This is a genomic window from Micromonospora lupini str. Lupac 08 (assembly GCF_000297395.2).
In the GTDB taxonomy this organism is placed as follows: domain Bacteria; phylum Actinomycetota; class Actinomycetes; order Mycobacteriales; family Micromonosporaceae; genus Micromonospora; species Micromonospora lupini.
The window spans coordinates 3142226-3154771 of record NZ_HF570108.1 but is presented as its reverse complement, the minus strand read 5'-3'; the positions used below and the strand labels follow the sequence as shown (position 1 = coordinate 3154771).

10 protein-coding genes and 1 pseudogene are annotated in these 12546 nt (G+C 72.1%); 4 read left to right on the top strand and 7 right to left on the bottom strand.

Translation table 11 applies throughout. The features are described 5' to 3' along the window. A complete protein-coding gene (locus tag MILUP08_RS15470) occupies positions 1-1593 on the bottom strand; it encodes an LLM class flavin-dependent oxidoreductase (protein WP_007459242.1) in 1593 nt (530 codons plus the stop codon). Positions 1594-1704: 111 nt separating this feature from the next. Here MILUP08_RS15470 and MILUP08_RS15465 point away from each other — a divergent pair, with 111 nt between their 5' ends. Next, complete coding sequence (locus tag MILUP08_RS15465) at positions 1705-2298, top strand: MarR family winged helix-turn-helix transcriptional regulator (RefSeq protein WP_039906060.1); 594 nt, start codon at positions 1705-1707, stop codon at positions 2296-2298. Between the two features lie 114 nt (positions 2299-2412). On the opposite strand, the gene MILUP08_RS15460 is transcribed toward MILUP08_RS15465, so the two are convergent. The 3 genes from MILUP08_RS15460 to MILUP08_RS36690 all read right to left on the bottom strand — a co-directional run bounded on the left by MILUP08_RS15460 (position 2413) and on the right by MILUP08_RS36690 (position 6820). Continuing rightward, the gene (locus MILUP08_RS15460; protein WP_007459240.1) at positions 2413-3921 is read right to left on the bottom strand and encodes a CehA/McbA family metallohydrolase domain-containing protein; all 1509 of its coding nucleotides are present in this window, start codon (positions 3919-3921) and stop codon (positions 2413-2415) included. 193 nt (positions 3922-4114) lie between these two features. Beyond that, the gene (locus MILUP08_RS15455) at positions 4115-6073 is read right to left on the bottom strand and encodes a Xaa-Pro dipeptidyl-peptidase (RefSeq protein ID WP_007459239.1); all 1959 of its coding nucleotides are present in this window, start codon (positions 6071-6073) and stop codon (positions 4115-4117) included. A gap of 84 nt (positions 6074-6157) precedes the next feature. Further along, complete coding sequence (locus MILUP08_RS36690) at positions 6158-6820, bottom strand: hypothetical protein (RefSeq protein ID WP_007459238.1); 663 nt, start codon at positions 6818-6820, stop codon at positions 6158-6160. Positions 6821-7306: 486 nt separating this feature from the next. Between MILUP08_RS36690 and MILUP08_RS15445 the strand changes: the two genes are divergently transcribed. Continuing rightward, entirely contained in the window at positions 7307-8269 is a 963-nt protein-coding gene (locus MILUP08_RS15445; RefSeq protein WP_007459237.1) for a helix-turn-helix transcriptional regulator, read from the top strand. 100 nt (positions 8270-8369) lie between these two features. Here the strand turns inward: MILUP08_RS15445 and MILUP08_RS34605 are convergent. Then, positions 8370-9220: pseudogene (locus tag MILUP08_RS34605) on the bottom strand (IS5 family transposase). Between the two features lie 41 nt (positions 9221-9261). After that, on the bottom strand, positions 9262-9648 hold the full coding sequence (locus tag MILUP08_RS15430; RefSeq protein WP_039908094.1) for a winged helix-turn-helix transcriptional regulator: 387 nt from the start codon (positions 9646-9648) through the stop codon (positions 9262-9264). A gap of 96 nt (positions 9649-9744) precedes the next feature. Between MILUP08_RS15430 and MILUP08_RS15425 the strand changes: the two genes are divergently transcribed. Next, complete coding sequence (locus tag MILUP08_RS15425; protein ID WP_007459235.1) at positions 9745-10602, top strand: SDR family oxidoreductase; 858 nt, start codon at positions 9745-9747, stop codon at positions 10600-10602. Between the two features lie 96 nt (positions 10603-10698). On the opposite strand, the gene MILUP08_RS15420 is transcribed toward MILUP08_RS15425, so the two are convergent. Then, positions 10699-11394 carry a TetR/AcrR family transcriptional regulator gene (locus MILUP08_RS15420; protein WP_007459234.1) on the bottom strand — a complete coding sequence of 232 codons (696 nt, stop codon included), beginning with the start codon at positions 11392-11394 and terminating at the stop codon, positions 10699-10701. Positions 11395-11557: 163 nt separating this feature from the next. On the opposite strand from MILUP08_RS15420, the gene MILUP08_RS15415 reads away from it, so the two are divergent. Then, the gene (locus MILUP08_RS15415; protein ID WP_007459233.1) at positions 11558-12505 is read left to right on the top strand and encodes an ion transporter; all 948 of its coding nucleotides are present in this window, start codon (positions 11558-11560) and stop codon (positions 12503-12505) included. Positions 12506-12546: the final 41 nt, after the last annotated feature.

The window sequence follows — 12546 nt, the reverse complement described above, 5'->3', positions numbered from 1 at the left end:
TCAGCTCACCCCCAGGCGGGCCAGCGGCTCGACCAGCTCACGCTCCTCGTAGCTGAGGTGCGACAGCAGGGCGTCGGTCAGCAGGTTCACCGCGGCGCGCAGCTCGGCCAGGCCGTCCGGCGCTCCGACGTACGCGACAAGCGCCTTGTCGACGCCCTCCAACACCTCGTGGATGACGTGGTGTTCCTGCTCCAGCCGGTCGACGACCGGCCGCAGCCGCGGGTCGGCCTGCCGCAGCCGCGGGAAGAGTGCCTGGTCCTCGATGGTGTGGTGGGTGGTGACGATGCGGCAGTAGGACTCGCAGTAGGCGCCGAGCGTCCACCGGTTCTGCCGCATGGTCATCGTGTTGATGTGCGATCGGGCCGTGCCGGCGTCGATCTCGCCCGCCGCGACCTGCTCGATCAGGTCGTGGATCTGGGCCAGCTCGCCGCGCAGGCCGTCGTGCACCTGCACGAGGTGGTGACCGTTGGCCTGCTCGTGTGCCGTGTAGGTGCGCGTCGGGTCGGGCGCGGGCCCGGTGGGACGGGCGGACTCGTCCCAGACCTGCCGGTCGCTGAGCCGCCGGCCGTCGTCCGGCGTCGGCACCACGGCGAAGGCCCCGCCGGTCACCCTCGCGCGGGCCGGCCGCGCGGGGGGCGCGACGACCGCCGCCGGCGCCGCGGCCACCACGGGCTCGCCAGGAGTACGCGCCGACGGGGCGCCACTGTCGCGTTCGGCCGCGACCAGTTCGCGCACGGCAGGGGCCACCTCGCCGGCGAACCGTCGCAGGTCGTCGGGGTCGTCACTGGCGAGGATGAACGTGCCGACGCCGTCGCTCAGTGCCAACTCGACCAGCTCCCGCACCCACTGCTCGGCGGGCCCGTGCAACCGGCCGCCCCCTGCCGGCGAGAAGGTGCCGGAGATGTTGAGCAGCCGGCGGACGTCGCCGGGCGAGCGGCCGGCCTCCTGCGCCGCGTCATCGATGATCTTGTTGCCCCGGGCCAGGTCACCGGGCTGGAGGTAGTCCAGTGACGGCAGCCAGCCGTCGGCCCGGCGACCGGTGAGCGCGAGCATGCGCGGCTTGTACGCCCCGAGCCAGATCGGCACCGCGTGGGCGGGCGCGGGACCGCGCTTGGCGCCGACCACCCGATGGAACTCGCCGTCGACCCGTACGCCACCGCGCGCCTGGGCGTCCCACATCTGCCGGATGACGTCGACGGCCTCCTCCAGCGCCCGCACGCCCTGCCCGGGGGTCAGCCGCCGGCCGCCCATCGCCTCGATGGCGTCCCAGAACGCTCCCGCGCCGAGACCCAGCGCGACCCGGCCACCGCTGAGCAGGTCGAGGCTGGCGACGCTGCGGGCGAGCACGGCGGGCGGGCGCAGCGGCAGGTTGGTGACGTTCGCCGACAGGTGCACCCGGTCCGTCCGCGCCGCGACGAAGCTCAGCAGCGTCCAGGTGTCCAGAAACCGCGGCTGGTACGGGTGGTCCTGGAAGGTGACCAGGTCCAGCCCGACCTGCTCGGCCAGGACCGCGAGGCCGACCGTGCGGTCCGGATCGTCGCTGCCGGGCGTGGTGAACGATCCGAAGACCAGGTCGTGGCCGTAGTCGCTCATGGTGCGAGCCTCCCATCGTGACGCGTCGGACGATGCGCCGTGACCTCAACCTTATGTCAGACAGAACATCTGTTGCCAACAAGGTCGGTCGTGCTGCGCTATTGTCGGGGCATGACGGGTGCCAGTGACCGGCCGGACCGGCCCGATCCCCTCGACGACGACCTGGGCTGGATGCTGGGAATCGTCTTCCGGGGTTACGTCCGGGCGGCCGAGCACACCCTGGCCGATTTCCCCGGCGGCCCGCGCGGCTACCAGGTGCTCACCGCCGCGGCCACCGGGCCGGCCCGCAACCAGGGCGCGATCGCCGAGGAGCTGGGCATCGACCGGACGGTGCTCACGTACCTGATCGACGACCTCGAACGTCCCGGGTTCGTGGCCCGGCGAGCGGATCCGGCCGACCGGCGCAGCCGGCTGGTGGACGTCACCGACGCCGGGCGGGTGGCCTGGGAGCAGCGGCGCGCGGCGCTGCGGCAGGTCGAGGCGCACCTGCTGGGGGCGCTCACGCCTACCGAGTCGGCGACCCTGCGGGCCCTGCTGCAACGGGTCGCCTGCTCGACCCAGGCGATCGACCCCCTGCGCGATCTCTGCCAGGCGGTGGCCGAGGTGCGGCCGGAGCCCGCCGCGCCGGCGCCGGGTCAGCCGGGCGCGCCGTCCGAGCGCGCTCGGCCCCGCGCCGCCCGACCGCGCCGCGGCAGCGACGACTGAGCTGACGCTCGACCGGCGAGAGGCCGGACGCAACGGCGCGGGCCCGCCGGCCCCTCCCCGACCGTGGTGCGTCGAGGGGTGCCGGCGGGCCCGCCGTGTCGCTGCGGCGACGGGTCAGCGCACGTGCACGAACACCGGGTTCGAGTAGAACCACAGGTCGTCCCACGGGCTCTCCAGCCCGTCGGCGAGCGGCTCGGCCTCGTCGGTGCTAGTGCCGCGCACCCGCGCGTAGGTGTCGGCCTCGACGTTGCGCAGGGTGTGCCTGATGACGTAGTCGGCGCCCTGGCGACGCCAGTCCCGCGGACCGAACCGGGCCGCCACAGTCGTGGTGGGGTTGGTGTCGGCGTCCAGGTTGGCGCTCGGTCCGGTGATCTGGCCGACGATCAGGTCCACCCGACGGACCTCGGGACGGACCCCGTTGCCGTTGACACCGTCCAGCGGGCGGAACCTGATCTCGATCTCGACATCGGTGCGGCTGCGGCGGCTGACCGTGATGGTCTGGCCGACCTCGGCCGTCCGCCCCTGGGACGTGGCGGTCACGTCGAGGCTGCGGATCAGGTCACCGGTGGTCACCCAGATCCGGCCGTTGCGCAGGCCGTCCATGATGTCGCCGTAGTCCTGGCGGGCGTGCACGTAGGTCTTGCTGTACTCGCCGGGCCAGAAGTCCGAGCCACCGCGCGACCAGTGCACGTGCGAGTCCGACGTCGCGGTGATCCACCAGCGCCGGCCCTCGCCGAGCAGCGAGTCCCAGAGCCCACCGACCCGCGCGGTCATCTGGTCGAAGCCACCGTAGGTGGGGTGGTTGCCGTACCCGCCGCGCTTGCCGCCGTTGAGCGGTCCGGCCTGGTGGCCGGGCGCGCCCTCGAAGCCGATGTAGACGTCCGGTGCGGCGTTGTTGCCGTTGCGGAACTCCCGCGGCGTGTCCTGGCCGTAGACGCCGAGGCCGGTGGCCGAGCGGGAGGCGTGGTGGGCGATGACCAGCGGCTTGTGCGGCATGCCCCGGGCGACCTTGAGGAACTCCACCATCCTGGCCTCGGTGTCGCGGGCCGGGTCGGTGGGGAACGCGTCGTACTTGGCGAACCGGCTCTCCAGCTCGAAGAGCTGCTTCGCCTCGTCGTCGTGACGCGGGATCATCAGCGTGTGGTGGTCCAGCGAGGGCGCGTCGAACTCCATGCCCCAGAACTGGAGCACCTCGGGGACCAGCTTGCGCGAGCGCAGCAGGTCGGGGTACGCCTGCTCGATGTTCACCTTCGAGTGCGTCGGTCCACCGTGGTCGGTGCACATCGCCCAGGTCAGACCGAAGTTCTTGGCCATGATCGCGTTGGTGACGATCGGGTAGACCGCGTCCGCGCCCTTGTGGAACACGATCGGGCTCTTCGTGGTGTCGAACTCGCCGCTGTACTCGGAGTGCACGTGGTGGTCCCCGGCGCGCCAGGACCGGTTCCTGGCGTTGCCCCGGTCGCTCGTGTCGTCGCCGGGTCGGCGCTCCTCGTCGGCCCACGCCGCGCCGGCGCCCACGAGCGGGCTGGCCGCGGCCAGCGTCGCGCCGACGCCGGCGTACTTGACCAGCTTGCGCCGCGACAGCTGCGCGTGCTCGACCTCTTCGGCTTGCTTGTCTCTCACGTGAGAGCCTCTCCTCGATCAAGCGAATGCTCTTTCGATCAAGAAGCCTCGAAGAGGTGGGTGAACGCCTGTCGTACGACGGGCGGGCGCACGATGAACACCCTGGCAGAGCCCGTTGAAGGCGCGGCGAGACGCGGCGGTGGGTCACGCCGCGACAGCGGGGCGTGCCGTCGGACCGACCGCCGGCGAAGGGTCAGGGCCGCTGTCGCGGGTCGCGGGCCGACCTGGCCGACGACGGCTGGCCCGGCGCGGCGGGTACCGACGGCGCGACGTCGACGGGGGGCAGCTCGGCCCTTCCGGTGACCGGAAGGATCAGCTCGCTGCGGCCGAGGTCGACCCGGACTGTCGCGTCCTGGTCGTCGGTCTCGGTGAACTCCGGGTCGCTCTGGCCGAGCACCAGGCCGAGGACGTGCCCGGCCGGCACCACCGCGTCGTACGCGCTCAACGCCACGGTCACCCCGTACGACCGGTCCGGCCGCAGCGGCGTGGTGAACCGCAGTGTGCGGTGGTGCGCGGCGTCCAGCCAGCCCCGGGTCAGCACCGCGTGGTCGGAGACCTCGGTGATCTCCTCGGTGTCGCGGTAACAGGCGTCGTCGACGTCGGTGGACGCTCCCCAGCAGGACTCGGTGTCCAGCGTCCGCACTCCCCCGAAGCTGACTCGCTCGGCGGTGCCGTAGTCGACCAGCCGGACGCTCAGTTCGGTGGTCGGCCGGTCCACCCGGATCCGTAGCCGCACCGACGGGCTGCCGGAGATCCGCAGTGGAGTGCGCAGCGCGCCGGAGAGGAAGACCAACCGGCCGGCGGTCGCGGTGTTGGGCTCGGCGGTCACCTCCTCCTCGGTCAACGACTCGTCGACGTACGCCTGCTCCTGGCCGGGCCGCGCGCCGCGCCCACCCAGGGTGCCGGTCACGCCGTCACCGACGCCGAGGGGCACGCGGACGTCCCGGGTGCCGGGGGCGGGCCAGTCGCGCTGCGTCGTCCACGTGTGCGGCGCGGTCTGCAGGTCGACCCGTGGCTCGTCCAACACCCCGTTGGGCAGCCCCTGCAACCAGTAGTCGAACCAGCGGTGCAGGGCGGCCACCCACTCGGCGCGTCGCACGTCGAACGGGTCCTGGTGGCCGGACTGGGACAGCCACAGCTTGCGGGGCACACCCCGCTCGGCCAGCTCCTGCCACCAGTCGGCGAACTGGTTGGTGGTGACGTTCAGGTCGTTGAGGCCGTGTGCCGCGAAGACGCTGGCCCGGACCCGGTCGGCCGCGGGCCGGTAGTCGCGCTGCGCCCAGAACCCGTTGTAGTTCCCGGTCTCCTCCGCGCTGTCCGCGCGCAGCCGGGCCAGCACCTGCGCGCAGACCTCCTCCGGGCGGCCGTTGACTGCCTCGTGCAGGTAGCCGGGATAGTCGGCGGCGGTCACCATCCCCCGGTAGCGCATGTAGTCGTACCAGCTGGAGATCGCCGAGATCGGCACGATGGTGGCCAGGCCCGGCACGCCGGTGGCGGCGACCCCGTTGGCGACCGAGCCGTCCCACGACTTGCCGATCATGCCGACCCGACCGGTGCTCCAGCCGGCGTCCACCTGTCGACCGTCGCCAGTGAAGGCGCGGGCCCGGCCGTTGAGCCAGTCCACCACCGCCGTGGCACTGCCCACCTCGACCGGCCCGCCGACGTCCTCGCAGCCTGTCGAGCGGGCGGTGCCGGCGAGGTCGACGGCGACGAAGGCGTATCCGCGCGGGACGAAGTAGTTGTCGTAGAAGAGCGGCACCTTGGCGATGACGCCCGCCGCGTCGTACGTCTTGAGCTCACCCTCGTTGCCCCGACCGCAGCAGAGGTAGTAGGGCGAGGCTTCCATGATGACCGGCACGCGGACCCCGGCGGCGGCCGCCTCCCGGGGTCGGACGACGTCCACCGCCACCCGGTCGCGCACGCCGTCGCCGTCGCTGTCGGCGCGGGTCTCGACCCAGACGCTCTCCCGGATCGCGTCGGCGTAGGAGTAGGCGGGGACCGTCCCGGTGCCGACGACGTGCGGCGGAGCCGGGCGGTGTCGGGCGGCCGGGGCGGCCGTCGGCGAGGCGACGGCCGGGGCGGCGGCGAGCGCCGCGACCAGCAGGCTGGCCAGGACGGTGGCGATCCGTGCGCGGGGTCGGGCGGTCGACATCGGTGTCCTCCCGGGTACGACGCGTGGAGGACATTCCATCGCATCGATGTGCGTCTGCCTAGTGTCCAGGGCGGCGCGTCGTCGTCAGATCCGGGCGCGTGGCAGCCAGCCCAGGAAGCGGAGTCGTGCTCGCGGCAGGGGCAGCGTCGGCAGGTCCTGGGCGGCGGCGACGAGGCACGAGCCGAGATAGACGGCGAGGGCGGCGCGCGCCCCGCCGAACTCGGCGAGCAGTTGGCTCTGCTTGGTCGCGCAGGGCCATTCGCGGCCGCATCCGGTGCAGGTCCAGCTCGGCGGACTGGGCAGGTGCTCGGGCAGCTTCGTGCGCCGGTACCGGCCCACGACACTGTTGTCCGCGCGCACGTCGCGTCGGCGGGGCTCCGGGCCACTGTTGCGCAGCGCGGGTGGCCTGGGGGCCGGCAGGTAGCGCCGGACGGTGCCGAGGAGCGCCCCGACGCGGACCAGGGCGTCCGGCCCCACGTGGTGAGCCAGCAACGCCGTGAGCAGGTAGTGCCCCAACAGGTCGAAGGAGTCACGGTTGAGCCGCAGGTCGCGGCACAGGTCGACGAACTCGGGCGTGGTCAGCGGCACCCGGTCGTCGAGCGCACGGCGCAACACCGTCCGCAGGGCGGCGCCGAGGCTCACCAGCGCGTCACCCTCGCCCAGTCCCAGGCTGTCCTCGTCCGCCACCCGCGCCAGCGCCTCGGCCACCGCCAGCCGAACGACGCGCTCCGGATCGGTACTGTCCAACGCCTCACCTCCGCCTGCTGGCCGGATCTCCGGCAGCGGTCCGGACGCCGACGACGCCCGGGGATCATGAACAAGATTTCGTTGCGGCCGCCGGGACGACTAGGACAGCAAGCGCAGAATCGCGGCGCGCGATAGCCAAAAAGCGAAGTCGGCTCGCCATCTTGGCGTATCGCCGACAGCACACCGCCGACTACCGTATGGTGGAATTCCCATCAATGGATATGCGCTTTGTTGGGAATGCTTAGAGTTCCGCCCACCTCGACACCGCTCGACCGGTTGCCACCCGTCCCTGCGCCAACACCCGAGGTCCACTGGATCCTTCTCCGGCCGCCCGATCGCGGGCGGCCCCGAGGAGGCCGCCACCACCGCCGTACCACCGGTCAGCAACGTGCCGCGATCAGCGGCGCGTGCGCCCGGACACGTCCCGACCACACTGCCGGCCCTGGTCTCCCCATCCGGCGGTTTCCTCCCGGACGGAGACAGCGGATGACGTCACCAGTGCAGACCCGAGGGTTCGACAGCCGCGACCCGGCAGCCATCCACCGCTTCCTGGCCAGCACGTACACCCCGGACCTGCGGATCCGCGCCGGCGAGGCCGGATACCACCTCGTCCACCAGCGCGTCGACACCGGGCCGTTCGCCCTCGCCACGACCCGGCAGACCGCCCATCTCGACATCCAGGTGGGCCAGATGGACGGACTGGTCGTCTGCCGCACCCGCACCGCCGGGATCAGCCGCGCCAGCGAGGGGTCGACCCACCTCTTCGGCCCCGGCGACGCCTTTCTCGTCACCCGTCCCGGTGAGCCGTTCCACCTGCGGTGGGAACCCGGCGAGGTGGAACTCTGCGTCCTGGACGTCGGGGTGCTGACGCAGGTGGCGACAGCTGCCACGGCTCGCAGGCCCGGCCAGATCCGGTTCACCGACCTCGGCGGCGTCAATCCACTGCTCGCCCGGCAGTGGCAGCGGACCACCAGTTACGTCAGCGACGTCGTGGCGAGCATCCCGAACGCCAGCGCCCAGCCGTTGGTGATCGGCAACGCCGCGCGGATGCTCGCCGCGGCGGCGCTCGCGATCTTTCCGAACACGGCGTTCACCGACGAGACCGTCGAGGACCGCCGCGACGCCAGCACTGCCACCCTGCGCCGCGCCGTCGCCTTCATGGAGGAGAACGCGGACCGGGACATCAGCGCCGCCGACATCGCCGGCGCCGCCGCGGTCTCCCAGCGCGCGGTGCAACTCGCCTTCCGCCGCCACCTCGGCACCACCCCGATGGCGTACCTGCGGCGGATCCGGCTCGATCGGGCCCACCACGACCTGGTGCGCGCCGACCCTCGACAGGAGACCGTCTCGGCGATCGCCAGTCGATGGGGGTTCGCCAGCCACAGCAGATTCACCGCCCGGTACCACGCCAGCTACGGGGTGCCGCCGCGCGAGACGCTCAACGCCTGACCGCTGGCCGGGCGCGACCGCCGATCGAGGGTGTGTGTCCGGGTCCGCCGCAGGCCGGCCCCGAGGCCCGGGCGCGGCCCTAGGCCGTGTCTTCAAAGGTTCATAACCATTGGAGTAGCGCGGCGATGGTGACGGTGGCCCGGTATGACGTTGCTGTCTTGTCGTATCGGGTGGCCAAGCTGCGGCATTGCTTGAGCCGGTTGAAGCACCGTTCGACGACGTTGCGCCGCTTGTAGAGCTGCTTGTCGAACGCTGGTGGCCGGCCGCCGCGGCTGCCTCGCCGGCGGCGGTTGGCCTGCTGATCAGCGCGTTCGGGGATCGTGTGTGGGATGCCTCGTCGGCGTAGGCCGGCGCGGATGGCCTTGGAGCTGTAGCCCTTGTCGGCGATGACGTGCTCCGGGCGGACGCGGGGCCGGCCGGGGCCTGAACGCTCGACACGGATGCGGGTGAGGACCTGGGTGAAGCGGGTGCAGTCGTTGACGTTGCCGCCGGAGAGCACGAAGGCCAGGGGCCGACCCAGGCCGTCGCAGGCGAGGTGAATCTTGGTGGTCAGTCCACCTCGAGATCGGCCGAGGGCGTGATCTTGTGGTTCGTCCGTTTCTCGGCGCCCCCTTTAGCGCCTGCAGCGTGCTGGTGGGCTCGCACGATGGTCGAGTCGACCGACACCAGCCAGTCGATGTCACCGGCCGCGTCCGCGTCGGCCTGCACTCCGGCCAGCATCCGCTCGAACGTCCCGTCCAGGGCCCACCTGCGGAAACGGGTGTAGATCGACTGCCAGGACCCGTAACGGGTGGGCACGTCCCGCCACGCTGCCCCGGCCCGGACCTTCCACACGATCCCGTTGAGCACCCGCCGGTCATCGACCCGCGGCCGACCACCCGTCACCGCCGACGGCAGATACCTGGACAGGGCTTCCCACTCGACGTCAGACAACTCGTAGCGACGACCCACGCGCTACATCATCCGATACCAAGATCCTTTGAAGACACTGCCTAGTCCCGCTCGCGTGCGCGGGCGGTCTGCAGCTCGGGCACCGAGGCTTCCAGCAGGTCCGCGAGGCCGCGCAACTGCTCGGCGACCCGGGCGCCGAGGGGCGTCAGGGAGTATTCGACGCGGGGCGGGATCGCCGTGAGCACCTCGCGGGTGAGCATGCCGTCGCGTTCGAGGGTCTGCAGGGTCTGGGAGAGCATCCGCTCGCTGACCCCGTCGACGCGCCGTCGCAGCGCGTTGAACCGGTAGCGGCCCTCACCGAGCGCGAGCAGGACGAGCGAGGCCCACTTCGAGGTGACGTCCTCGAAGGCCGCGCGGGAGGTGCAGCCGCGCGCGAAGACATCGCTGACGAGGTCCTGGGTAGGCCCCTCCGGGTCCTGGACCGGCATGTCGCTCACCGCACCAGCCTACCCGAGGCTTACCCGACCACTAGTGCTGTAGATTAGTAAGTGCTTACCTTTCGTCATCGATGCTCGGAGGTCCCCATGCCCACGTACGCCGTCACCGGTGCCACCGGCCGGCTGGGCCGCCTGGTGATCGAGCAACTGCTCGACACCGGCGTGCCCGCCACCGAGATCGCCGCCATCGTCCGCAGTCCGGAGAAGGCCGCCGACCTGGCCGCACGCGGGGTCGAGATCCGCCGGGCCGACTACGACGACCCGTCGACGCTGCCGGGCGCCGTGGCCCTCGTCCGCCGCCTGCTGCTCATCTCCGGCGACACTCCCGGGCAGCGGACCGCCCAGCACACCGCCGTCATCGAGGCCGCCGCGCTCGCCGGGGTCGAGCGCCTCGTCTACACAAGCATCCTGAAGGCGGACACGACCACCAACCCGCTCGCCCCGGAGCACAAGGCCACCGAGGAGATCCTGGCCGCGTCGGGCCTGCCCCACACGGTGCTGCGCAACGGCTGGTACACCGAGAACTACACCGACCAACTGCCGCAATACCTGCAGAGCGGCACCATCCTCGGCGCCACCGGCGGCAGCAAGGTCTCCGCCGCCGCACGGATCGACTACGCGACCGCCGCCGCGGCGGCGCTGACCCGGGACGAGGACGGCAACACCGTCTACGAGTTGGGCGGCACCGCGTTCACCTTCGACGAGCTGGCCGACGCCGTCACCGAGGTGACCGGCACGACTATCGTCCACCGCGATCTGTCGGCCGCCGAGCTGGCCTCGGCGCTGGAGAACGTCGGGCTCGACGCCGGCACCGCGGGGTTCGTCGCCGCGCTCGACCACTCGATCGCCATCGGCGAGCTGGCCACCGACAGCGACGACCTCAGCCGGTTGATCGGCCGGCCCGGCACGCCGCTGCGCGACGCCATCCGGGCCGCGCGGGCCTGACCGCCGCGACCCGTCGGGCGGGTGACGGGGGTACGTCCGCGTCGCCCGCCCGGCGCGACGTCGACCGGTCGGGACCACCTCGGGGTACGCCCCGGGTCAGCCCACCTCGGGCGACGCGGCGAGCAGGCCGGTCAACAGACTGCGCAGCGTCCGCTCGAAGAGGTCCGTCCGGGGCGCCGGCGGCGAGGGCTGGCGGAACGCCGCGACCAGGTGCGGGTACGCGGCGAGATCGGCGCCCGCGAAGCTCGCCGACCCGGCGGCGGCCTCGGTGCGGGCGAACAGGCTCACCACGCCGGTCAGCATGGCGATCGCCTCGAACTTGGCGGTGACGGCACAGCGCACGGGTTGCAGGATCCGGATGCAGTTGTCGAACCAGGCCAGGCTCTCGGGGCCGACGCCGGACGGCCGTTGGATCACCTCGATCAGCCACGGGTGGGCGCGGTGGAGCGCCAACTGCTGGCGGGCCACCAGCAGCATCTCGTCGAGCCAGTCGTCGCCCGCCGGCGGGTACGGCCGCAGCTCCGCCACCACCCGGTCGGTCATCAGGTCCAGCAGGTCGTCGCGGGACGACAGGTACCGGTAGAGCGATCCGGCGCCGGTGCCGAGCGCGGCGGCGACGGCGCGCATCGACACCGCGGCGAGTCCCTCGGCATCGGCCAGGGCGACGGCGGCCGTGACGATGGCGTCCCGGCTGTGCGTCGGAGCGGGGCCACGGGCGCCCCGTTCGGGTCTGGCCCAGATCGGCTGCCTGCTGGCGTCGCGGTCGCCGGGTCTCCCGGGTGTGTCGCTCACCGATCCACTCTAAACAGCAAACACTGTTCGCTGTTCGGGTGCACGGCCGTCCCCGCATCCTTGATCTTGGCTAGGGTGGTGGCATGCCTCCGCGCCGCCACCACGACGACCGGAGGTGGGCCCCCGCGACGGCCTCGGCGCGCGCCAACCGGTCGGCCGCCGGATGAGCGGACCACCCGCGCCCGCGCAGCGCCGTGCACCGTCCACACCCGGACCCGGCCGGCCCGCGCTGGCCGACGCCTGCGCACGCCTCGCCCGGTCCCGCCCGTTCGAGATCGGCATCGTCGTCGTCATCCTCGCCAACGGGATCGTCCTCGGTCTGGAGACGTACGACGGTCTGGTCCCCGCGACCCGGGCGCTGCACGGGCTGGAGGCGCTCTTCCGCGCCGTCTTCGTCGTCGAGATCGGCATCCGGCTGGCGGCCTACGGTCGACGTCCACAGGACTTCTTCCGGCACGGCTGGAACGTCTTCGACTTCGTCGTGATCGCGGCCATCTTCGTTCCGGGCCTGCACGGCGACTCGGCGCTGCTGCGCGTGGTGCGGGTCGCCCGGATGGTCCGGCTGGTGCGCTTCTCGCCGGGCCTGCGGACCATCGTCTCCGCGCTGTGGCGCAGCCTGCCCGGCGTCACGGGGTTCCTGGCCCTGGCCGTGGTGACGCTGTACGTCTACGGAATGGCCGGCTGGCTGATCTTCGGCGACCGGTACCCGGACGAGTACGGCGACATCGGCCGGTCGCTGCTGACGTTGTTCGTGCTGCTCTCGCTGGAGACACTGCCGGACCTCATCGAGCAGGGCCTGGCCATCTCGCCGTGGACGCTGCTCTACTACGTCAGCTACGTGGTGATCACCGTCAACCTCCTGCTCAACATCCTCATCGCGGTCATCGTCAACTCGATGGAGGAGGCCCGCCGCCTGGAGATGACCGAGCGGTTGGCCCCCGACTACGACTCCGACGGCGACGGTGCGCCCGACGAGGTGGACCGCATCGCGCTCACCCAGCGGCTGGACGACCTGCGGGCGGTCATCGCCGAGTTGGAGCGGGAGCTGCGGATCGACCGGGAGGACCCGCACGGCCGGCCGCACCACGGGGACACCCGCCCCCGCCGGTGAAACCACACTCTCGATCATGAGGATTTGATCGGCTAGTCTCG

What these genes read in the sequence shown, in the direction of transcription:
- MILUP08_RS15415 (WP_007459233.1), top strand. Translation starts at nt 11,558, where the DNA reads ATGAGCGGACCACCCGCGCCCGCGCAGCGCCGTGCACCGTCCACACCC.
- MILUP08_RS15470 (WP_007459242.1), bottom strand. Translation starts at nt 1,593, where the DNA reads ATGAGCGACTACGGCCACGACCTGGTCTTCGGATCGTTCACCACGCCC.
- MILUP08_RS15455 (WP_007459239.1), bottom strand. Translation starts at nt 6,073, where the DNA reads ATGTCGACCGCCCGACCCCGCGCACGGATCGCCACCGTCCTGGCCAGC.
- MILUP08_RS15425 (WP_007459235.1), top strand. Translation starts at nt 9,745, where the DNA reads ATGCCCACGTACGCCGTCACCGGTGCCACCGGCCGGCTGGGCCGCCTG.
- MILUP08_RS15430 (WP_039908094.1), bottom strand. Translation starts at nt 9,648, where the DNA reads ATGCCGGTCCAGGACCCGGAGGGGCCTACCCAGGACCTCGTCAGCGAT.
- MILUP08_RS15465 (WP_039906060.1), top strand. Translation starts at nt 1,705, where the DNA reads ATGACGGGTGCCAGTGACCGGCCGGACCGGCCCGATCCCCTCGACGAC.
- MILUP08_RS15445 (WP_007459237.1), top strand. Translation starts at nt 7,307, where the DNA reads ATGACGTCACCAGTGCAGACCCGAGGGTTCGACAGCCGCGACCCGGCA.